Genomic DNA, 23106 nt, shown 5'->3' with positions numbered 1-23106 from the left:
AAAATGAATAATTTCGAACAACATAGTCATACACATAGCAATGTTGGTGAGCATACACACGAACATACGCATGATCATAGCGGTTCTGTTGCAAAGTTTTAAATCTACTATCAAATAAGGTAGAATAATAGAAAAAGATAGCAGGAGGAATGACGATGAATCATTTTAAAGGAAAGCAATTTCAGCAGGATGTGATTATTGTAGCCGTGGGCTACTATCTTCGTTATAACCTTAGCTATCGTGAAGTTCAAGAAATCTTATATGATCGTGGCATTAACGTTTCTCATACGACGATTTATCATTGGGTGCAAGAATATGGCAAACTACTCTATCAAATTTGGAAAAAGAAAAATAAAAAATCCTTTTATTCATGGAAAATGGATGAAACGTACATCAAAATTAAAGGAAAATGGCATTATTTGTATCGAGCCATCGATGCAGATGGTTTAACCTTGGATATTTGGTTACGTAAAAAACGGGACACACAAGCAGCCTATGCTTTTCTTAAGCGGTTAGTGAAGCAGTTTGATGAACCGAAGGTTGTAGTCACAGATAAAGCCCCCTCTATTACAAGTGCCTTTAAGAAACTAAAAGAATACGGCTTTTATCAAGGGACAGAACATCGTACCATTAAATACCTGAATAATTTGATTGAACAAGACCATCGTCCAGTAAAGAGACGCAATAAATTCTATCGAAGTTTACGCACTGCCTCTACCACGATTAAAGGCATGGAAGCCATTCGAGGATTATATAAGAAAACCCGAAAAGAAGGCACTCTCTTCGGGTTTTCGGTCTGTACTGAAATCAAGGTATTATTGGGAATCCCAGCTTAAATCATAGATACCGTAAGGGATTTTATTCTTTATTTAAAACTTTGCAACAGAACCCTTTTTTTAAAATGTTCTTGACATAGAATCCATTTCAATTCTTCGATTAGCTAAATTTTTCTAAAGTCTGTGTATATAGTTCAATAATTTCTTCACGACTAATTTGATTTCTTTTCTCCTTATACCAAAAGACGGATTGAATCGTGATCCCCATAATGATCTGTCCTTTATAACTAAGCTCTATGGGTAATTCTTCGTCACTAGCTCCTTTTTTTATGCGGTTACCTAGCATGCTCTTCCCGTACTCGCGCACACTTTCAAGTTCAAAAATGATATTAGCATTCATTTGAATACTGAAAATGAGATATAAGAGATTATCAAATTGATCCAATAGTTGTTCAAAAACAATAATAAAAAAGTTGTCTTTTTCTTCATTTGAGTTTTTGATAGCAAAATCAAATATTTCATTCATTTTATGTTTAATAAAAAAGGTTATAAAATCATATTTATCCAAGAAATGTTTGTAGAAAGTTGGTCGTCGAACCATAGCAGCATCACATATTTCTGTTACTGAAATATTTTCAAATTCTTTTTCATGTAATAAGTTTTCAAATGCTTCTATAAGTGCCTTATGAGTTTTTTGAACCCTTAAATCTAATTGTTGCATATAGGGCCTCCTTTTTAGAGAAAGTATCAATTATCGAAAAAATGTAAATTATTTATCAGATCCTGAAAATATGTCTCTTGTCCCCCTTTGTGAGACTAGTATAATAAATAGTATAACATTTGTAAATAAAGAGACGATTGTTAATTATCTTATAATCGATATTTAAAAGAAAGGTAGGAATATGATGTCAGTTATTGAAGTGAAACATGTGACCAAGGACTATGGACATGGACGTGGAATATTTGATGTTTCTTTTGAGATAAATGAGGGAGAAGCTTTTGGATTCTTGGGACCGAATGGTGCTGGAAAGTCGACAACTATTCGCCACTTAATGGGCTTTTCTAAAGCTGATGAGGGAGAACTTTCTATTAATGGAAAAGATAGTTGGAAATCAGCAGCCAATATTAAACAAGATGTTGGTTATTTACCTGGAGAGTTGGCTTTTCCAAAAGGAATGACAGGAGACCAATTTATTGAGTTCATGGCAAATGCAAGAAAAATTACTGATATGACAAGGACAGAGCAGCTTAAAGAGCTCTTTAAAGTAGATACTTCTAAAGAGATTAAAGAAATGAGTCTTGGGACCAAAAGAAAGCTAGCGGTCGTTACTGCTTTTATGCATAATCCAAAAATATTGATATTAGATGAACCTACTTCAGGATTAGATCCTGTTATGCAAGAACGCTTCATTCAATTTATCTTAAAAGAAAAATCAGAAGGGAAAACAATTCTCCTATCTAGTCACATCTTTACTGAAGTGGATGCAACATGTGATCGCATTGCCATCATTAAGAATGGGGTAGTGGTTTCAACAGTTGAATCCAATGAATTGAAGCAGAGTACGAATAAATCATTCAAAATTGAGTTTGCTAGTTTTGAGGATTATCAGAAGTTTATAGAAAATACCGAATTTACTATTCCAACTAAAAGACCTGAACAAAATCAAGTTAAACTAAGCTTAACGGATCAGAAGATGCAAGAATTTTTTACAGAATTAAGTAAGGTAAAGGTAAATTTTATTTCAGAAATTAAATTTACTTTGGAAGATTACTTTATGGACTTTTATGATCGTAAGAAAACAGTGGCTGCTGGAGAGGAGAATTTGCGATATGGCTTACATTGATATTAAACATTTGACTAAGGATTATGGAAATGGACGCGGAATATTCGATGTATCTTTAGAAATTGAAAAAGGAGAAAACTATGGCTTAGTAGGTATCAATGGTGCAGGGAAAACGACTACTATCCGGCACTTGATGGGTTTCCTGAAACCTGATGAAGGAAGCGTCACTATTAATGGACTTGATGCCACCAAAAGTAGTGCAGAAGTCAAACGTTATGTATCTTATATTCCTGGTGAGATCAATTTTCCAGGAAACAAAACCGGTGAAGAGTTTTTAAAAGATCAAATCTATTTATCTGGACGCGGAAGTTGGGAACGTGCTAAAGAGTTAAGTAATCTTCTTCAATTAGATGTGACGGCCAATGTGCGTTCCATGAGTAAAGGGATGAAACAAAAAACAGCTATTGTTTCAGCATTTGCATCTAATGCAGATATCTTAATTATGGATGAACCAACTACAGGTTTAGATCCTCTAATGCGTGACATCTTCCTTGATCTTTTAAAACAAGAAAAGAAACAAGGAAAAACGATTCTTATGTCTAGCAATATCTTCCAAGAAGTGGAAGATGTCAGTGACCGAGTCGCAGTCATCCGAGAGGGCAAAATTATTGATACCACAGACATGGCAGACATTCGTTATAACGAGAATAAAAGTTATCGAATGGAATTTAAATCACTTGCCGATTTCGAACGTTTCTTAAATTTAGGATACCAATTGACTATGGTAAAAGCGGAAGATTTACAAGTTGTCGTTCAAATTCATGATAAAAATATTAATTATCTCATTCAAGATTTAAAAGATTTTGACTTGGTCTATTTTAAAGAAATTAAGTTCTCATTTGAAGATTATATTACTGAGATATTTAAGGAGGAAGTATAAATGTTTTCAAAACCAATATTTAAGCAAAGTATCAAAACCAATTGGAAACTATGGGCAATTATCACAATCGTCGCTTCAGTCATTTTATCTGGTTTCATCATAGGTTATGATGCGGAAGGATATGCATCGATTGCCGCTGCAGCGAAAGGAACCGCTTTTTCCAGTCTTCTCTCATCAATGGACAGTCTCTTAGGAAACTTAGAAAATTTCTATAAACTGATTGGTCTTATTCTTGGAATTGTTTATGTTGTATTTACAGCAAATACTCTTGTAGTGAGCGAGGTAGACTCTGGATCTATGGCTTATACTTTATCAACACCCATAAAACGTTCAAGTGTCATTTTTACCAAATCGCTTTACCTCATCTTATCGGTTATTTTAATGTATGTCATTGTTTCATTAGCCGGTTTAGGTGCCTCTCAATTAAAGTACAACAACGTGACGGGCTATCCGATCACAGAGGATATAGAAAAAGCATCAGAAATATTAGATAAAAGTGAAGGTTATCTATCTGAACATTTATATTTAATTAAAGATAATGAACAAGCTATGCGAGATGCTGCTGAAGCTCGCGATATGGATCTGGACGCCTATTCAATATACTTAGGAGAGGTCATCAAGGATCACTCCTATGAAGAGGCTGCAAAAATTATCACCGATGAACGTCGGGATATCTATGAAGATGATGATGACATGGAAGATGATGATATTGAAATCACAACTGAGGAATTGATCAAAAACCCGGCGATGATATTAGCAAGTAATGACGCATTGAAGGCTGGTGCAAGTGTACAAGGAATTTCTGTTAATGAGTACCGTCAATTTCTAGCAGATGAAATAACTGCACTTAAAGCTGAAAAGAATGAAGAAAATAAAGGAAAATCTCAGCCAACTGTCATGATTACGAAAGCCAATCGCGAACTCTTATTACAGGCTGTTATTGACTCTTCTGCAAAGGCCTTAAATATGAATAGTGCCCAAGTGAAAGATAATTTGACTTTAATTAAAGATCCTACCGCTTTAGAGGCGTCTATGAAAGCAACTGATTTAAATAAAAAACAAATCATTACGATGGCAAACCATGCCATGGTATCATCTGCAAGATCTGTCGATGCTGCTCTGGAATTTGATACAGAAACTTATTTTTGGTTAAGTCTTGGTCTACTCATCTTAATCCTAGCCATAAGCTCTGTTTCATTCTTCGCATCAACTCTATTTAACCGCTCAGGATTAGCTTTAGCTATCGGTGGGGGGATACCATTTGCTTTCTTCCTACTTACTATGGTTCAGCAACTGATGGACGATGCTCCAGTTATACTCGAGTATCTAACGATAACAACTCTATTTGATACAGATGCGATATTAGCTAGTGGCGAGTTTGGTTGGGGATTAGTTGCTTTAGGAACCATTGCTTTCGTTCTATATGCAGCGTCAAATGTTATCTTTACAAAGAAAGATTTACCACTTTAATATTGAAAGAACTATCAGTAAATTCCTTAGCAGCTACCGATAAATGAAGAGAATATAATGTGAGAAAGAGAATGAGACGGGCAAGATGATCTGATAACAGTTAACCTGGCAACTAATAAGTATTGGAGATGGTGCGAAGTAAGATTGATAAAAAATGGATAAAGGATTAGATTTAATACAATGTCTTATCACGATTCTAATGATTTGATGAGGTAGGAAAATAGTATAAAGAGTAAATAATTATATGAATACTTTCAAACAATCGTATAACGGAATAGGGTAAAATAAGAATATTAACTTTAAAGTATTATGAATATTCAAAACAACAGAGGGAGAACAGGAGTGAACACATGGGTGATTTATTAAAAAAAAAGAATTGATGCAATTATTAGAAATTTACCAAAAAATGGGAGAAGAATATCAAAAATTATTTAAAAAAGTGGAAATAAAACTTTATGAACTAACTAAGGAAGCATACATTTCCTAGACTTCGATCCGCCACAAAGCTTATGGCTGCGATTGCTATTCTACCCTGTTCAAATAATGGAAAAGCGATTTGAAATTCAAAAAAAATTTGTTATAATAGTCACATGAGAATCAATGAAGCATATTAAAACTAAATAATGAAAGCTTTGGAATATAACAGATTTTGTTTGTTGGTTATATTCATTGTGATCCGAACAGGCGGTGGACATATAAAAGGTCCATGCAGCCGGGCTGCAATTTTTGCGGCAGCAGAGTATGTAAATAATAAGGGCATACCTGTGGGACAGTTAATTCTGTTCTATAGGTGTGCCCTTTTTTATATATATATTTCTAAATAAAGGGGAGTGAAAAGATGAGATGAAATGGATTTGTAATAATTGGTAAGCAAAAAAACAAAAAATAAGAAAGAGGTTTTAGAAATGGTTGAGTATCTAACAAAAAGTAGGCAAGGACAATTTTTAGTTGTCGGTGTTTTATTTACAATCTTAGGGTTTATCTTTATCCCACTAAATGATGCATACAGTTCCATACTATTTTATATTTCAATTTTCTTTTTAGGCTTCTATGCGGCAAAACATGCTGTTGTTGAAACGATTAAAGATCGCTCACCAAATGTCGACCTATTAATGGTTTTGGCAGCAGTTGGTGCAGTAATCATTGATTTTGAGTCTGAAGGAGCGGCGTTGCTATTGATTTTTGCTGCTGCAGAAGTTTTGGAAGATTATGCAACGAACAAATCCACCAGCGCGATTTCAGAATTAATGGCGCAAGTACCCGACACAGCCCAAGTGCTAAAAGAAAATGGGGATGTAGTGGTTACCCCTACGAAAGAGTTAGTTATTGGGGACATTGTCGTGGTATCGAAAGGTGGTCAAATCCCTATTGATGGCTTGATCGACCGAAATGCAATCGTGAATGAAGCGGCTTTAACGGGTGAGTCTGTCCCAGTAGAAAAAGAGTTAAAGGAGGAAGTTTTTGCCGGAACGATTAATGAAGGAAATGTTTTTCATATAGAAGTAAACAAGACACTGAATCAAACCATGTTTTCCAATATTATCCGGATGGTTGAAGAAGCACAAAACAAACCTTCTCGAATCGCAAAGTTTATAGACCGTATTGAAAGTAAGTACGTGATTGGCGTTTTAATTATCGTACCTATTTTCATCTTCTTTCTATATTATTTCCTAAGCCTACCATTAGAAGAAGCATTTTATCGTGGAATGGTACTTTTAACAGTGGCTAGTCCATGTGCATTGGTGGCATCAGCTACACCGGCTACGTTAAGCGCGATAAGTAATGGAGCCAAAAACGGTATCTTATTTAAAGGTGGAGCCGCAATGGAAGCGTTAAGTACAATGAATATTTTGTATACAGATAAGACCGGAACATTGACGTATGGCGACTTCCAAGTGGTCGATTATCATTTGGACCAAGAGCTGTTAAAAGAAGTCATTTATATGGAGCAACAATCCAGTCACCCAATCGGAAGAGCAATTGTTTCTGCCTTTAAAGAGATTAACTTAGCACAAGTGAATCAAGCGGAATCGATTGAAGAAATTGCTGGTTCGGGAATTAAAAAAGGGGCAATCCTAGTTGGAAAACCGGATGCATTTAAGCAATATGATAAATTTGATCAGTTTGAAAAGCTACTGGAAAAAGGCGATACGACCATATTTGTAGCGAAGGGAAATGAAGTCGTCGGTTACTTCTCACTCCGGGATCGAATTCGTCCGCAGACAGCGAGTACGGTTGCGGATTTCCAAAAAGAGGGCATCAAGGTTTATCTTTTAACGGGAGATAACGAAAAGGTTGCGGCACAGGTTGCAAAGGAAGTAAAGGTAGATGACTATATTTCTTCCATGTTACCGGAAGATAAAATAGATTTTGTCTTAAAAAGCCAAGGAAAAGAAGAAGTTGTTGGGATGATTGGCGATGGGATCAATGATGCGCCCGCGCTAGCGAATGCAGATATCGGAATTGCGATGGGAAGTGGCTCGTCAGTCGCAATGGAATCCTCTGATGTCGTTGTAGTGAAGAATGATTTGTCTAAATTGTTTTATAGCTATCAGCTAAGCAAGAAATTAAATAAAATCATTATTCAAAATGTCATTTTCTCCATCGCTGTTATTGTCAGCTTGATTACTTTAAATATGTTCGGCGTTCTGGGACTTCCTTTAGCAGTACTATTCCATGAGGGCTCCACAATCCTCGTCATCTTAAACGGCTTGCGGTTGTTAGGGTCCGAAAAAACAAAAGCGGAATTAAGTGGTGCTTATTAGACTGCATCATGATATTAGCTGAAAGGGTGAGCGAATATCTACAGCTTTTTAAATTTGTATCTGTAGGGAATGAAGCTTACCCTTGGCGAAAGCCTAAATCGTCAAAAAAGCTGATAATTTCTGAACAGAAATTATCAGCTTTATCTATTTTAAATACATGCTAAAAATCGTTTATTCAAACTTGATTGTCATCAATTATTAAAAACAATAAAGGAGCTATCATAGAGTTATACGAAAGAGTAAAACAAAAAAGACCGCGCAGTGAAAAACTATTTTCGAAGGAAAACCACTTCTTGATGAGGATCAATTCTTAATCTGATTCAATCCAGTAGACTTACATTACAAACAACAAACAGGAGGAAAAAATCATGCAAAGGTGTATTTTAGGAAAGAAAAATCAAATCACCGTCATCAGTGGCATATTAATCGTAATAATTTCCTTCGTTATCGATGGTCTCGATTTGGATGGCAACGGACTTATTTTTGGTTCTGTTGCAAAGTTTTAAATAAAGAATAAAATCCCTTACGGTATCTATGATTTAAGCTGGGATTCCCAATAATACCTTGATTTCAGTACAGACCGAAAACCCGAAGAGAGTGCCTTCTTTTCGGGTTTTCTTATATAATCCTCGGATGGCTTCCATGCCTTTAATCGTGGTAGAGGCAGTGCGTAAACTTCGATAGAATTTATTGCGTCTCTTTACTGGACGATGGTCTTGTTCAATCAAATTATTCAGGTATTTAATGGTACGATGTTCTGTCCCTTGATAAAAGCCGTATTCTTTTAGTTTCTTAAAGGCACTTGTAATAGAGGGGGCTTTATCTGTGACTACAACCTTCGGTTCATCAAACTGCTTCACTAACAGCTTAAGAAAAGCATAGGCTGCTTGTGTGTCCCGTTTTTTACGTAACCAAATATCCAAGGTTAAACCATCTGCATCGATTGCTCGATAAAGATAGTGCCATTTCCCTTTGATTTTAATATAGGTCTCATCCATCTTCCACGAATAGAAGGATTGTTTATTTTTCTTTTTCCAAATAGTGTAAAGTAGTTTTCCATATTCCTGTACCCAGCGGTAGATGGTGGTGTGAGAAACGTTAATGCCACGGTCATATAGGATTTCTTGGACGTCACGATAGCTAAGATTATACCGAAGGTAGTAGCCTACGGCGACAATAATCACATCTTTCTGAAATTGCTTGCCTTTAAAATGATCTATCTTGATTCCTCCAAGCTATCTTTTCCATTCATTTTACCTTAAAATCAGTTTATCAGAAAACTTTGCAACAGAACCGCCGAAGCTAACTGGAAAATTTGGGAACAATAAGGTGTTGCTATCCGGTGAAATAATATTAGCTATAGGGTTATTTCTACTTGCCATCTCAAATCCGGCCAATGGCTATTGGCAAACCATCTTTGTTCCAATGGTCATTCTAGGGTTAGGTAAGGGTTAATCTTGGCCCCTGTGACCTCAGCAGGCGTTTATGAAGCACCTGATGAATTGGCCGGTATTGCTAGTGGTGTAACAAATACAATGCATCAAATTGGAGGTCCCATTGGATTGTCGTTAATCGTTGCAACGACAACTAATTTTCAAATCCAAGTCTGGATGATGATAGCATTCACAGTAATTTCGATGTTAATAGTAGCTGTTTTTGTCAATAATAAGAAATAGCATTTTCTTCAATTCACTATTTTTAGCAGGAAAATAGTACTAAGAATTACTTAAAAATCGAAATTTTAGTACTTATAACTCTCTAAATCAGAGCAAGTATTGGGTGTTCTGTGGAGAATAGATATGAGAATTTCTGCTTTCTAATGGTAATTGTAGAAAACATTTATTACAGTACACTACAAAAATCTATCTATAAATATATATAACGATTGATTCATAAGGTGTATATGGAAACATCTCTCGTTTGTCGTGGTTGGAGGCTCAACTATTGGCAAATAAGTTACCTTTGGCAGAAAAATCTATTGTAAAGCTACTAGGTAGTAAAGAAGATTAATTCTTTATCTTGTTAAAGGTCAACCTGGCTAATAAGCTAAGCTTCAATCATTATATCCGTTCAGAACGCTTGCGAGGTGTATAGACAGTTTTTGTCTGTATGCCTTTTTTATTTTAAAAAAATTTGTCTTTTTTCGAAAAATGCTCACTCCCAGATTGTAGTAATAATGGAAAGGGATAGAAGTAAAACGAGTTGAATGAATTTTTTGAGGAGGAGAATTTTATGGGCGACTCAGAAGAAACCCACATTCGACATGCATTTGACAGTTTTTGTAAGAAAGTAGTCCGCAATGAGGCATTAAATATTCAAAAGAAGTACGCTAGATTTCGCCAACGCCAAATCTCAATGGAAATATTAGAGCGTGAAGGCTTAGGAACAGAGTTTTATTATTCGGAACCAAATTTAAATAGTAATGGAAGTTTTACTGTCCTAGGTATGAAAATCTTTATTTCTAATGAGGAGCTGGCAAATGCGATTGTAGCATTACCTAGTCTAAGACAAGAAATCATTTTGATGTCCTTCTTCATCGGTCTCAATGATCGGGAAATTGGCATTATTATTGGAAAAAGTCTTGGTAGTGTTTGGTACCAAAGACAAGTGGCATTGGAAGAGTTAGGAAAGTATTTGGGTGGAATTTATGAAGCAAAATAAACGATATATACCGTTTATACCAGTAGCTACTATTGAAGCCGCAGTCTCTGGTGATTCAATCGCCATGTCCATCGTTCTGTCAAAATATCAAAATTATATTTCACGATTAGCTATGAAACCTGTCTATGAAGAAGAAAAAGGAATGGTTATGTACGTAGATGAATATATGCGTAGACAACTGGAAACGAAATTGATTGAGAAGATACTTGAATTTGACACAACTCGTTAAAGTATTTTTTCCCTTTCCTTTTCATTCTATGGAAGTTTTTTATCAGTTTAAAATAAAGGATTTCCATAGGCTGAAAATAGCCTAACGCTCTTTGACAAGTGAATAGTAAATCTATCAGTACAAGTAGATTACGATTTTCTAGTTACGCCATGACAAGGTTATCCTTTGAGCGACAAGTTTAATATGAAAATCATGACTACAATAATGAGACTTCCGTAATCAAATTGGCCCGCCATTACTGGGGGGAGGTGAAATTCCTATGTGCTTTGGCAGAGCAGCTGATAGATTAGAATACTTTCGAATTGATTCTGATTGCCTAAAAAAGAAACAGGAAGGCAATTTATTTGTGTATAGTATGTACTATTTAAATAGGAAGGAATTGAACTTTCTGATGAAACTTACTAAAGATGAAGAGTTAGAGACCGAATGGACTAACAAAAAAGGGTTAATGAAAAGATATGAACATCTGAATGTCAATACGCTGAGTCATTGGTTGATGGAGATGAGAAGAAGTAGGGATTTTAGAAAATACGTCATCAACCCGACTCCAAAATTGGTTTGGATAAATATTAATGGATTTCATGAATTTTTGAAATATAAGCAAAGAACCAATTACCGTTAAGTCGCTGTTAAAAGAAAGTTGGTGTGATAAAATAGTGACTGGAGGAGAACTATTACATGTTTTTACAATCAATATCACACCAACTTATAGGAGTGATTTGAGATGGCATCACATGTAAAATTACCAAGTGGAAATTATCAATGTATTAGCCGATATACTAATCCTTTAACTGGAAAGAGAACGAAAATTACTCTGACTTATTCTGGCAGCACTCGGAAGGCTCAAAGAAATGCTGAACGTGAATTAGAAGACAAGATTGATCGAATTTTAGAAGAATATGAATATGCCCAACCAGATAGAATATTACGTTTCTCTCAACTTGTAGAAAAATGGCTTGAGCATTGGCGAGTCGGAGTTAATGAAAGAACAGTAGAACGAGAAATTTTAGTGATTCGAAGAGTGAATGAATTAATTGATGGTGACGTTTTAGTTGAAAGTATCACGCCATTATTACTCGAAAAATTGTTAACTGATTATCAAAAAAAATACGATAGTTCATATTCTACAATGATTCATATTAAGAGTACCTTAAATAAAATTTTTCGATATGCAGTAAAACAGCGTATTTTAGTTTATTCTCCCATGTCTGTTGTCGAGTTGAATTTACCTCGAGAAAAGAAAATGGAACCCAAAATAAGAAGAAAGTTAAAATATCTCGAACCACATGAGCTAAATGCTTTCCTAACAGAGGTTAAGAAATCGGTGAATCCAGTTTATTACCATCTTACTTTGTTCTTAGTGAATACTGGACTTCGAATTGGAGAGGCAGGAGCTTTAACAGTAGATGATGTCGATTTTGAAAATCGGAGAATAACAGTCACAAAAAATCTAGTTCAAACTGGCAAAGGAAAATTTGAGTATGGCCCGCCAAAAACAGAAGAATCTGAACGGATAGTCGGATTGTCCCAGGTAGCTTTGAAAAGTTTAATTGCATCTATGGAAAAAAGCAAACAGCTAGATAAGAGATATCAAATAAAGCCTTGGAAATCATATGTCCAAACAGACTCAATATTTAGAACGTTAAACGGTGCGCCAGTTACTTCCAAATCCTACCGAACGTTTATTCATAGGATTCAAGATGATTTAAGAGAAAACTGCGAAAGTAAGTATGGGTTTAAGTGGGTTAAAAATATAACTCCTCACTCTTTTAGGTTTATTAATATTACTTACTTAAAGGATAGTGAGGGGGTTGATCCAAAATCAATCCAATCTCATGTGGGACATACAGATTTGAGAACTACAATGAACGTTTATGCTCAAACTTCAAATAAAGGTACAACACGAATTGTAAATGCTCTTGATCACTGGCTAGATAAAGACAATCCACTTGATTTTTATCCGGAGGTTTTCTGTAGCGAGTATTCAACTAGGCTCAATAAGATTTTGAGAGAAAATATAGATAAAGATGTAATCGAGTTTACTCTCGAAGATTTTAAAAGAGCTTTAGGAATTCCCCCCGAATACCAAACTAGACACTTAAAGAATAACATTATTCAGAAGATGATTAGTGATTTGAGTGAAGAATGGCAAGCATTTGATATTGAAACAATTTATGGTAAAATGCGAAAGATACTAGGTTACAAGATAACGTATGGAAACAATCTGGTGTTGAAGGGCAATCTTTAAATTGTCCCATGTTTGTCCCATGCGAAGTATTTTACCTAAAATTTTATGAGTCAAGGCCTTTAAAACCTTGATATGAAAGGAGTGGACTTAATAATATGACGATTCAATGGTTTCCAGGCCATATGGCTAAAGCAAGACGAGAAGTTTCTGAAAAACTAAAATTTGTTGACATTGTTTTTGAATTAATTGATGCTCGCTTACCCTTATCGTCACGCAATCCAATGCTAGATCAAATTGTACAACAAAAGCCACGTTTAATACTTTTGAATAAATCGGATTTGGCTGATATAAATCAAACCAATCAGTGGCTCAATTATTTTCGTGATCAGGGTCATCAAGTCCTTGCACTGACGGCCAAGGATGATAAGAGTGTAAAACAGATTGTTCCAGCTAGTAAAAAAGTATTGGCAGAGAAAATTGCCAGAGATAAAGACAGGGGAGTAAAACCAAGAGCTATTCGTGCAATGGTTTTAGGGATTCCTAATGTAGGCAAATCTACTTTACTTAATCACTTAGCCGGAAAAAAAATTGCAAGTACTGGCAATCGACCAGGGGTCACAAAAGGACAACAATGGCTTCGTTTTGGGACCCAACTAGAGCTATTGGATACGCCAGGAATCTTATGGCCTAAATTCGAGGACCCTGCTGTCGGTAAAAAATTAGCATTAACTGGTGCCATTAAAGATGATCTTTTACATTTAGATGATTTGGCTCTTTATCAGTTAGAAATTTTTTGCCGCTATTATCCAGAGCAATTAAAGGATCGTTACAAATTAACTAATGAGGACTTATTTTTGGACTTTCCAGAATTATTAATGCTAATTTCTGAGAAACGCGGTTTTAGGGATGATTATGAGCGTGCAAGTGAAATGTTGATTCTTGAGTTACGACAAGGAAAATTGGGACGCTATACCTTGGATCGTTTTGAGGAGCTAAGTGAATGATGGAAAAATTATCGATTAGTGCTGTTAAAATGGAACTAAAAAAGATTATTTCTTCGAATGATCCTCGTTTGAAAGAATTTAGACAAGATGAGCGCAAAGGTGTACAACTAGCAATAGCTCAATGGCAAAAAAAACAAGATAGACAGGCTGCTTTGGCAGAGAAATACGAGGAGATGTCTCTTTTCGAAAAAGAAAAAAAGGAAGAGGGTTTTCGTGCAATTTGTGGCATTGACGAGGTGGGGCGTGGCCCATTAGCTGGACCGGTAGTAGCTGCTGCGGTTATCTTAAATGATGAACATACTATCTTGGGATTGAATGATTCAAAGCAGCTTTCGGTGCAAAAGCGGGAAGAACTTGTTGCTGAGATTAAAAAAAATGCACGCGCAATCGGTATCGGCGAAGCCACCGCGGAAGAAATCGATCAATTGAATATTTATCAGGCTACGAAGGTTGCTATGCAACGTGCCATTGATCAGCTAGAGATTGCACCAGATTGTTTGTTAATTGATGCGATGGCTTTAGATAATGGCTTGCCGCAAGAAAAAATAATTAAAGGCGATGCTAAATCCGTATCGATCGCGGCTGCAAGTATCGTAGCGAAAGTATATCGAGATGAGTGGATGACCAACTATGGTGATAAATATCCGGCATATGGCTTTTCCAAAAATGCAGGTTATGGAACCAAAGAACATTTACAAGCCATAGAAGATCAAGGGGTCTTACCTATTCATAGAAAAACTTTTGCTCCAATTAAATATAAATAAAAAATAATATCCTTCTTTTTTATGTATCTTTTTGATAAAGGACTAGAAAGAGGGATATTTTTGAAAAACAAATTTCTTTTACACTTATCATTAACTAAAGGTCTGGGCGCTTTTGGAAAGCAACGTCTTTATCAATTTGCCAAAAGACATCAATGGTGGCAATTTGATAGTTTGGAAGTGCGGTTATTGGCACAAACAACAAAACCAAATGATTGGAATGAATGGACGAGCGATCGATTGCAGGAGATTGATTCTACCCATCAATACATTACCATCGAAGATGAAGATTATCCTGAAGTACTACGACATGTACCAACACCGCCAATAGTATTATTTTATAAAGGTAATTTACAGTTACTAAAACGAGAGATGTTGGCGATCGTCGGTGCTCGAGGCGCAACGAATTATGGTTATCATGTTTTGCAGGAACTGATGCCGGATCTAACCAAACGAGGATTTGTTATTGTTAGTGGGTTAGCAAAAGGAATTGATAGTTTTGCTCATCAGTTTGCTATTAGTAATCAAGGAAAAACGATCGGAGTGGTTGGAACCGGTTTAGATATTTGTTATCCTAAAACAAGTGGGAACTTACAAATCGAGATGAGTCAGCACCAATTAGTCTTGAGCGAATATCCCAATGGTACGCGACCAGCAAAATTCCATTTTCCGATGCGCAATAGAATTATTGCCGGTTTGAGTACAGGTGTGTTAGTAGTAGAAGCGAAAAAGAGAAGCGGATCGTTGATTACTGCGCAGCAAGCCTTGGACTATGGTAAGGACGTTTTTGTGGTTCCAGGATCAATTTTGGATGGACGTTCTAGCGGTTGTCATCAGTTGATTCAAGACGGTGCAATTTGTGTAGAAAAAACACAAGATATTTTTGATTCATACGATTTATGGAAGAAAATTCATTAGACCTGACTTGACAAACAAAATTTGAATAGCGTATTATAGGCTACGATTTGTCAGTAGTTACCGATATATAATAGTAGAAAAAATTGAGGAGGCAAAAACATTTGGCCTATAAATACCTAGTTATCGTAGAATCTCCCGCTAAAGCAAAGACCATTGAAAAATATTTGGGAAGAAATTATAAGGTGGTTGCAAGTGTTGGGCATGTTCGTGATCTACCAAAAAGTAAGATGGGAATCGATGTTGAAAACAACTATGAACCCCATTATATTTCAATTCGCGGTAAAGGCGACGTTATCAAAAGTTTGAAACAAGCAGCGAAAAAAGCGCAAAAAGTCTATCTCGCAAGTGACCCGGATAGAGAAGGGGAAGCAATCGCTTGGCACCTTGCTTATTTATTAGGGTTAGACTTAGAAGATAAAAATCGCGTGGTCTTTAATGAAATTACCAAAGATGCGGTAAAGGCGGCCTTCAAAGAACCTCGTTCTATTGATGTCTCTTTGGTTGACGCTCAACAAGCGCGCAGAGCATTGGATCGTTTGGTTGGTTATTCGATCTCGCCAATCCTTTGGAAAAAAATTAAGAAGGGATTAAGTGCTGGACGTGTTCAATCAATTGCTCTGAAAATCATCATTGATCGTGAACAGGAAATACGTGATTTTGTACCAGAAGAATACTGGAGCATTGATGGAAACTTCAAGAAAAAGGCTAAGAAATTTAAGGCTAATTTCTGGGGAGTAGACGGCAAGAAGAAAAAATTACCTAACGCAGAAACAGTGAAGGAAATCACTTCAAGAATTGACGGTAAAGACTATGAAGTAACAAAAGTTGAGAAAAAAGAACGCAAACGAAACCCTGCCTTGCCATTTACTACAAGTAACATGCAACAGGAATCCGCTCGGAAATTGAATTTTCGAACTAGAAAAACAATGATGGTAGCACAACAATTGTATGAAGGAATTGCCCTTGGAAAACAAGGGACTGTCGGTCTGATTACTTATATGCGTACAGATTCAACGAGAATTTCCGATACAGCAAAGACCGAAGCGGCAGAGTTCATTGAAAAAACATACGGAAAAGAATTCTCCCAGCATCATGCACGCAAGGTGAAAAATCCGCAAGGGTCACAAGATGCCCATGAAGCAATTCGACCAACGAGTGTTCAGCGCACACCAGATGAAATGAAACAGTATTTGGATAAAGATCAACTGAAACTTTATACGTTGATCTGGTCAAGATTCGTTGCAAGTCAAATGACTGCAGCTATCCTCGATACAATGAAAGTGACTTTGGAGCAAAATGGTGTAATCTTTATTGCTAATGGCTCAAAGATCAAATTTAAAGGGTTTATGCAAGTTTATATTGAAGGTCGCGATGATGGAAAAGAAGACAAAGAAAATGTTTTACCCGATATTGAAAAGGGTGACATTGTTCAGTCTGTTGATATCGAACCAAAACAACATTTCACTCAACCTCCTGCACGATTTAGTGAAGCTACACTGATTAAGACATTGGAAGAAAATGGTGTTGGCCGGCCGTCTACTTACGCGCCGACGTTAGATACGATCCAACGTCGTTATTATGTGAAATTAACGCAACGACGTTTCGAACCAACTGAACTTGGAGAAATCGTCAATAATTTAATTGTCGACTTCTTCCCACAAATCGTTGACGTCAATTTTACTGCTGAGATGGAAAATGATCTAGATAAAGTTGAAGATGGTAAAGAAGAATGGACTAAAGTGGTCGATCGATTCTATAAACCGTTCGCGGTAGAATTAGAAAAGGCCGAAGAGGGAATAGAAAAGATTCAAATCAAAGATGAACCTGCTGGTTTTGATTGTGATGTTTGTGGTCATCCGATGGTTATTAAATTGGGACGTTATGGGAAATTCTACGCATGTAGCAACTTTCCAGATTGTCGCAATACGAAACCGATTATTAAAGAAATTGGTGTGGAATGTCCAGTTTGTCACAAAGGACAAGTTGTTGAGCGTAAGTCGAAGAAGAATCGCTTGTTCTATGGATGTTCGAGATATCCGGATTGTGATTTTACATCTTGGGATAAGCCTGTCGGCCGAAATTGTCCAAAATGTGATGGTTATCTGGTAGAGAAAAAAGTCAAAGGTGGCAAGCAAGTTGTTTGTATCAATGGTGATTACGAAGAAACAGTACAAAAATAATTTCCATAAGTGAGGGAATCAATGGTAAAAACAGTCAATGTTGTTGGGGCAGGCCTTGCCGGAAGTGAAGCTGCGTGGCAGTTAGCAGAGGCAGGTGTTCCAGTTAATTTATACGAGATGCGACCGGTAAAAACTACCCCGGCACACCATACTGGAGATTTTGCAGAACTTGTCTGCAGTAATTCGTTACGCGGCAATGGTCTGACCAACGCAGTTGGTGTTTTGAAAGAAGAAATGCGTCGTTTGAATTCAATTGTAATAGCATCCGCAGATGAAACAGCAGTTCCAGCAGGAGGAGCTCTGGCGGTGGATCGTAATAATTTTTCGGCTCTGATTACGAAAAGAGTCAAGGAGCATCCGATGATAACTGTCATTTCTGAGGAAATGACAAAAATTCCTAAAGGGATCACAATTATTTGTACAGGTCCTTTGACTTCAGAAGCTTTAGCAGAAGAAATCTCTGCTTACAATGGTTCCCACGGTTTTTACTTTTATGACGCTGCAGCACCAATCATCGATAGTACCACTATTGATCGTGAAAAAGTATATTTGAAATCTCGTTATGACAAAGGTGAGGCCGCCTATTTGAATTGTCCAATGACCGAAGAGGAGTTCATACGTTTCTATGAAGCGTTGATTGAAGCAGAAGTTGCGCCGCAAAAAGATTTTGAGAAGGAAAAATTTTTCGAAGGTTGTATGCCAATTGAAGTCATGGCGAAACGCGGCATTAAAACAATGCTGTTTGGGCCAATGAAACCGGTCGGATTAGAAGATCCAAAGACAGGTAAAAGACCGTATGCAGTGATTCAGTTGCGTCAAGATAATGCTGCGGCTTCGATGTATAATATGGTTGGTTTTCAAACACATTTAAAATGGGGCGAACAAAAGCGTGTCTTTCAAATGATCCCTGGCTTAGAGAATGCTGAATTTTTACGTTATGGAGTAATGCATCGAAATAGTTTCATGAATTCGCCAGAACTTTTAAGACCTACTTATCAAAGTAAAAAGCGCGATGATCTATTCTTTGCTGGTCAAATGACGGGTGTTGAAGGTTATGTTGAAAGTGCGGGTAGTGGATTGGTTGCCGGTTTGAATGCAGCTAGACTTGCAAAGGATGAAGAGTTATTAGTATTCCCGCGTGAGACGGCAATCGGATCGATGTCTCACTATATTACACATGCAGAAGGCAAGCATTTTCAACCGATGAATGCGAACTTCGGGTTATTTCCTAGTTTGCCAGAACGGATTCGCGATAAAAAGATGCGTTATGAGGCATTGGCTGATCGTGCTTTGAATGCTCTAACTGAAATGAATATTTAAAAGAATTCTGTTGCCTCGGCAACGGATTTTTTTATTTTCGACAAAATAAACCGCATTCATGTCCGTTTTGTCAGCAATTGTGAAATATCTGTAAAGAATTGTTAGTATATTCGTGAAAAATCAATAAATTCTGACAATTCAATTGTATTTAAAAAGCGCTTATGCTACATTTGTGATATGTTTGTGAGGTGAGTAAAAGTTTGGAAAATGAACTGGCAATGCAAGAGTTTATGAGTTATTTAATGACTGAACGCGGCTACTCAGAAAAAACAAAAGAAGCCTATCAGCGAGACCTAAATGACTTTTGCCAATTTTTAGAAGATTCAGGTGAAGCAGCATTATTAACTGTTGATCATCTGGATGTACGGGTCTATTTAGCTTACCTAAACGATAAAAAATATAGTCGTAACACGATTAGTCGAAAAATCGCTAGCCTACGATCTTTTTATCATTATTTCTTGAAACACGAAAAAATTAAAGAGAATCCTTTTTCTTATGTTCACCTCAAGAAAAAGCAAGCACGACTACCGCGTTTTTTTTATGAAAAAGAGATTGAAGTTCTTTTTACGAGTGTCGATGGCACGACACCCCTGGATCAACGTAATCGCGCATTATTAGAAGTTCTTTACGGATCCGGATTACGGGTCAGCGAGTGCGCCAATCTAAGATTATCAGTCATTGATTTTGATAATAGTGTGATGCTGATTCATGGGAAGGGAAACAAGGATCGCTATGTCCCGCTAGGTTCTTACGCAGCGGATGCAATTCAAGAGTTTATCAGTGATGGACGTAAAGGTTTGATGGATCATTTCGGTAAAGATCATGATTATCTTTTTATTAATCATCGTGGAGAACAGATTACAGCGACCGGGATCGAATATGTACTCAATCAGATTATAAAGAAAAGCAGTTTGACTAGTGATATTCATCCTCATATGCTACGGCATACGTTTGCGACACATTTGTTGAATAACGGTGCTGATTTACGAACAGTTCAAGAATTGTTGGGACACGCTAATTTATCGACGACGCAAATCTATACCCATGTTACAAAGGAGAGTCTCCAAAAGAGTTATCGTTCGTTTCATCCAAGAGCTTAAATTGAAATGGATAACAACCTACCATTTTTCTCAGCTTTAGAAATGAAAAGGATCTGACTGCTTTGATTCAAAAATGATCGTTATAAACAAAGCGTGTAAATAATTTTTATCATAAAAATTTCTAAGTAAAATAAAAATAATACTAATATATGAGGAGAGAGTAAGATGTCTGAATCACAATTTCACTCAACTACAATTTGTGCAATTGAAAAAGATGGAAAGTTAGCAATGGCTGGTGATGGTCAAGTTACAATGGGAGAACAAGTCATTATGAAAGGAACTGCGCGAAAAGTGCGTCGAATTTATAATGGCAAGGTCGTTGTTGGATTTGCTGGGAGTGTTGCGGATGCGTTTACTTTAGAAGAAAAATTTGAAGGCAAATTGAATGAATACAATGGCAATTTGCAACGGGCGGCTGTTGAGCTGGCGCAAGAATGGCGCACTCAACAAGCAATGAAAAATTTGGAGGCCCTGCTAATTGTTATGAATGATGAAGAGATGTTGCTGGTTTCTGGCAATGGCGAGGTGATTGCACCAGATGACGGTATCTTAGCCATTGGTTCAGGTGGTAATTATGCCCTAGCCGCAGCACGGGCAATGAAAAAGTATAATTCTGATATGGATGCAAAAGAAATAGCCGAAAGTGCATTAAATATTGCTGCAGATATTTGTGTTTTTACAAACCACAATATTATTGTTGAAGAAATGTAGTTTTTAAAAGTATAGATCAAAGCAAATTTTTGTCGACCTAATATATGTCATAAGAAAGAAATCTATTAATACGAGTAAGGAGAGTCAAGATGACTGAAGTTAATAAAACACCAAAAGAAATCGTTAGTGAATTGGATCAATTTATTATTGGTCAAGATGAAGCAAAGCGTTCTGTAGCAATTGCTCTACGGAATCGTTATAGACGGATGCAGTTAGAAGAGTCGATGCAGCAAGAGGTTACCCCAAAGAATATTTTAATGATCGGACCAACAGGTGTAGGTAAAACTGAAATTGCTCGGCGTTTGGCAAGAATCGTCAAGGCACCTTTTGTCAAAGTTGAGGCAACGAAATTTACAGAGGTAGGTTATGTTGGTCGTGATGTGGAATCAATGGTTCGTGATTTAGTTGAAAATGCAATTACGATTGTTGAGAAGGAGCAATACTCAAAAGTTTATTTACAAGCTTTAAAACGGGCCAATAAGCGCTTGGTGAAAATTCTAGTTCCAGGAATTAAAAAGGAACAGAAACAAAGTAATAACCCGTACGAACAAATGATGAACATCTTTAACCAAGCACAAACTGAACCAAAAGAAGAAGTCACAGAGGATATTAAGGTTAATCGTCAAACCGTTCTTGATCAGTTAGAAAAGGGAATGCTTGATCAACGAGAAGTAACAATCGAAATAACTGAACCTAAAAAAGCTATGCCGATGAATAACGGGTTGGAACAGATGGGAATTGATTTGACTGACACGTTAGGTGCACTGACACCGGATAAAAAAGTTCATCGTACAGTAACCGTTAAGGAAGCTCAAGAACTCTTAGTAAAAGAAGAACAGGCACAATTAGTCAATGATGGCGATATTTATACTGCCGCAATTAAACTAGCCGAAAGTTCAGGTATTATTTTTATTGATGAGATCGATAAGATTGCCTCTAAGTCACAACAAAATTCAGGGGAAGTTTCTCGTGAAGGAGTTCAAAGAGATATCTTGCCTATCGTTGAAGGTTCGCAGGTTAATACTAAATATGGCGCGATTCAAACAGATCACATTCTATTTATAGCTAGTGGTGCATTTAGCTTCTCTAAACCGAGTGATTTAATTCCAGAATTACAAGGGCGTTTTCCTATTCGTGTAGAGTTAAGTGATCTTTCAGCTGAAGACTTTGTTAAAATTTTGACTGAACCAAATAATGCCTTGATTAAGCAGTATGTTGCCTTAGTTGGTACAGAGAATGTCAAAATTGTTTTTACGCAAGAAGCAATCACACGAATTGCTCAAATCGCTTTTGATGTCAATCGTGAGACTGACAATATTGGCGCTCGTCGTCTTCACACAATATTGGAAAAATTGTTAGAGGATCTTTTATTTGAAGCACCAGATATGCAAATGGGTGAGATTAAGATTACAGAAGCGTATGTGGATGAAAAATTAGCATCGATTGCTCAAAATAAAGATTTAAGTCGTTTTATTCTTTAAAAATGGAGGGGAAAAAGTGGAAACATTATTAGAAAAAACTCGTCAAATAAATAAGTTAATGCAGCAAAAAAATGCCTTTGAACCAGCTGCAGAGCTACCTTATAATAATATGGCGCGAATATTAGGGGATATCTTAGGCTCGTTGACTTATATTATTGGAGCCGAAGGGGAATTGTTGGGACTAAATGAAAAAATTGACATTAATACTGATCGAGTCCGATCTTTTCTTGTCGATCGTCAGTTTCCAGATAGTTATGTATCTGAAATGAAGGAAGTCTTTAAAACAAAGGCAAATATTCCTGTGGCTAATGATTTGACAGCATTTCCGACCGAACGTGCTGAACTTTATCCTAATGGATTAACAACGGTTATTCCGATTTTTGGATCAGGAGAACGTCTAGGTACAATTGTACTAGCTCGAACTGAAGGAGCGTTTGATGATGATGATCTTGTGTTGGCTGAATACGGTGCAACTGTTATCGGAATGGAAGTTTTATATCAGCAATTCTTAAATGTCGAGGAAAAGATTCGCAGTCAGACAGCTGTTCAAATGGCGATCAGCACACTTTCATACAGCGAATTAAAAGCAGTCAAAGCAATTTTTGATGCTTTAGAAGGCGATGAAGGTAGATTGACAGCATCAAATATCGCAGACAAGATCGGTATCACTCGCTCGGTGATCGTGAATGCTTTGCGAAAATTAGAATCGGCAGGGATTATTGAATCCCGTTCTCTTGGTATGAAGGGGACTTATTTGAAAGTATTGAATCCGTTGTTTAAAGATGAACTAGTACGTCATAAATAGGGAGTGGATTACT

Annotated in this window: 21 protein-coding genes, 1 pseudogene and 1 riboswitch; of the genes and pseudogenes, 20 read left to right on the top strand and 2 right to left on the bottom strand. The window is 36.7% G+C overall.

The window, feature by feature from the left end; genetic code table 11:
* Nucleotides 1-155: 155 nt before the first annotated feature.
* Nucleotides 156-836, top strand: a complete 681-nt coding sequence (locus tag I585_RS02105) for an IS6-like element IS1216 family transposase (protein WP_016249933.1) — start codon at nucleotides 156-158, stop codon at nucleotides 834-836.
* Nucleotides 837-936: 100 nt separating this feature from the next.
* On the opposite strand, the gene I585_RS02100 is transcribed toward I585_RS02105, so the two are convergent.
* Complete coding sequence (locus tag I585_RS02100) at nucleotides 937-1497, bottom strand: TetR/AcrR family transcriptional regulator (protein ID WP_010739382.1); 561 nt, start codon at nucleotides 1495-1497, stop codon at nucleotides 937-939.
* Between the two features lie 184 nt (nucleotides 1498-1681).
* On the opposite strand from I585_RS02100, the gene I585_RS02095 reads away from it, so the two are divergent.
* The 5 genes from I585_RS02095 (at nucleotide 1682) to I585_RS23170 (ending at nucleotide 8241) form a co-directional block, all read left to right on the top strand.
* Nucleotides 1682-2620, top strand: a complete 939-nt coding sequence (locus I585_RS02095; RefSeq protein ID WP_010739381.1) for an ABC transporter ATP-binding protein — start codon at nucleotides 1682-1684, stop codon at nucleotides 2618-2620.
* A complete protein-coding gene (locus I585_RS02090) occupies nucleotides 2607-3500 on the top strand; it encodes an ABC transporter ATP-binding protein (protein ID WP_010739380.1) in 894 nt (297 codons plus the stop codon). The genes I585_RS02095 and I585_RS02090 overlap by 14 nt, the downstream gene beginning before the upstream one ends.
* Nucleotides 3501-4970, top strand: coding sequence for an ABC transporter permease subunit (locus I585_RS02085; protein WP_010739379.1), 1470 nt, complete (start codon nucleotides 3501-3503; stop codon nucleotides 4968-4970).
* 666 nt (nucleotides 4971-5636) lie between these two features.
* Nucleotides 5637-5745: riboswitch (NiCo riboswitch) on the top strand.
* A gap of 130 nt (nucleotides 5746-5875) precedes the next feature.
* The gene (locus I585_RS02080) at nucleotides 5876-7735 is read left to right on the top strand and encodes a heavy metal translocating P-type ATPase (protein ID WP_010739378.1); all 1860 of its coding nucleotides are present in this window, start codon (nucleotides 5876-5878) and stop codon (nucleotides 7733-7735) included.
* A 368-nt stretch (nucleotides 7736-8103) separates the two neighbouring features.
* Nucleotides 8104-8241, top strand: coding sequence for a hypothetical protein (locus I585_RS23170; protein ID WP_010739377.1), 138 nt, complete (start codon nucleotides 8104-8106; stop codon nucleotides 8239-8241).
* 33 nt (nucleotides 8242-8274) lie between these two features.
* Here the strand turns inward: I585_RS23170 and I585_RS02075 are convergent, their stop codons facing one another.
* Nucleotides 8275-8955, bottom strand: a complete 681-nt coding sequence (locus tag I585_RS02075; protein ID WP_010739385.1) for an IS6 family transposase — start codon at nucleotides 8953-8955, stop codon at nucleotides 8275-8277.
* A 64-nt stretch (nucleotides 8956-9019) separates the two neighbouring features.
* On the opposite strand from I585_RS02075, the pseudogene I585_RS23965 reads away from it, so the two are divergent.
* The 14 genes and pseudogenes from I585_RS23965 to codY form a co-directional block, all read left to right on the top strand.
* Nucleotides 9020-9411: pseudogene (locus I585_RS23965) on the top strand (MFS transporter); the annotation flags it as partial.
* A gap of 556 nt (nucleotides 9412-9967) precedes the next feature.
* Entirely contained in the window at nucleotides 9968-10396 is a 429-nt protein-coding gene (locus I585_RS02065) for an RNA polymerase sigma factor (RefSeq protein ID WP_010723147.1), read from the top strand.
* Entirely contained in the window at nucleotides 10383-10625 is a 243-nt protein-coding gene (locus tag I585_RS02060; RefSeq protein ID WP_002335627.1) for a helix-turn-helix domain-containing protein, read from the top strand. Before I585_RS02065 ends, I585_RS02060 begins: the two co-directional genes overlap by 14 nt.
* Nucleotides 10626-10884: 259 nt before the next feature.
* Nucleotides 10885-11247: a hypothetical protein gene (locus tag I585_RS23960; protein WP_010739374.1), complete on the top strand. Its 363-nt coding sequence runs from the start codon at nucleotides 10885-10887 to the stop codon at nucleotides 11245-11247.
* 102 nt (nucleotides 11248-11349) lie between these two features.
* Nucleotides 11350-12873 carry a tyrosine-type recombinase/integrase gene (locus I585_RS02050; RefSeq protein WP_010739373.1) on the top strand — a complete coding sequence of 508 codons (1524 nt, stop codon included), beginning with the start codon at nucleotides 11350-11352 and terminating at the stop codon, nucleotides 12871-12873.
* Nucleotides 12874-12968: 95 nt separating this feature from the next.
* The gene (gene ylqF / locus I585_RS02045) at nucleotides 12969-13817 is read left to right on the top strand and encodes a ribosome biogenesis GTPase YlqF (protein WP_010739372.1); all 849 of its coding nucleotides are present in this window, start codon (nucleotides 12969-12971) and stop codon (nucleotides 13815-13817) included.
* Complete coding sequence (locus I585_RS02040; RefSeq protein WP_081631756.1) at nucleotides 13817-14581, top strand: ribonuclease HII; 765 nt, start codon at nucleotides 13817-13819, stop codon at nucleotides 14579-14581. Before ylqF ends, I585_RS02040 begins: the two co-directional genes overlap by 1 nt.
* A gap of 60 nt (nucleotides 14582-14641) precedes the next feature.
* The gene (dprA, locus tag I585_RS02035) at nucleotides 14642-15496 is read left to right on the top strand and encodes a DNA-processing protein DprA (protein ID WP_010739370.1); all 855 of its coding nucleotides are present in this window, start codon (nucleotides 14642-14644) and stop codon (nucleotides 15494-15496) included.
* Nucleotides 15497-15597: 101 nt separating this feature from the next.
* A complete protein-coding gene (topA, locus tag I585_RS02030; RefSeq protein ID WP_010739369.1) occupies nucleotides 15598-17676 on the top strand; it encodes a type I DNA topoisomerase in 2079 nt (692 codons plus the stop codon).
* 21 nt (nucleotides 17677-17697) lie between these two features.
* Nucleotides 17698-18996 carry an FADH(2)-oxidizing methylenetetrahydrofolate--tRNA-(uracil(54)-C(5))-methyltransferase TrmFO gene (gene trmFO / locus I585_RS02025; protein ID WP_010739368.1) on the top strand — a complete coding sequence of 433 codons (1299 nt, stop codon included), beginning with the start codon at nucleotides 17698-17700 and terminating at the stop codon, nucleotides 18994-18996.
* A gap of 218 nt (nucleotides 18997-19214) precedes the next feature.
* A complete protein-coding gene (gene xerC / locus I585_RS02020) occupies nucleotides 19215-20096 on the top strand; it encodes a tyrosine recombinase XerC (protein ID WP_010739367.1) in 882 nt (293 codons plus the stop codon).
* 165 nt (nucleotides 20097-20261) lie between these two features.
* Nucleotides 20262-20807 carry an ATP-dependent protease subunit HslV gene (gene hslV / locus I585_RS02015; protein ID WP_010739366.1) on the top strand — a complete coding sequence of 182 codons (546 nt, stop codon included), beginning with the start codon at nucleotides 20262-20264 and terminating at the stop codon, nucleotides 20805-20807.
* Between the two features lie 89 nt (nucleotides 20808-20896).
* Complete coding sequence (hslU, locus tag I585_RS02010) at nucleotides 20897-22288, top strand: ATP-dependent protease ATPase subunit HslU (protein ID WP_010739365.1); 1392 nt, start codon at nucleotides 20897-20899, stop codon at nucleotides 22286-22288.
* Nucleotides 22289-22304: 16 nt separating this feature from the next.
* A complete protein-coding gene (codY, locus tag I585_RS02005) occupies nucleotides 22305-23093 on the top strand; it encodes a GTP-sensing pleiotropic transcriptional regulator CodY (RefSeq protein WP_010739364.1) in 789 nt (262 codons plus the stop codon).
* Nucleotides 23094-23106: the final 13 nt, after the last annotated feature.

The organism is Enterococcus malodoratus ATCC 43197 (genome assembly GCF_000407185.1).
In the GTDB taxonomy this organism is placed as follows: Bacteria; Bacillota; Bacilli; order Lactobacillales; family Enterococcaceae; genus Enterococcus_A; species Enterococcus_A malodoratus.
The sequence above is the reverse complement of the archived record's forward strand: the minus strand, read 5'-3'. Positions and strand labels throughout refer to the sequence as shown.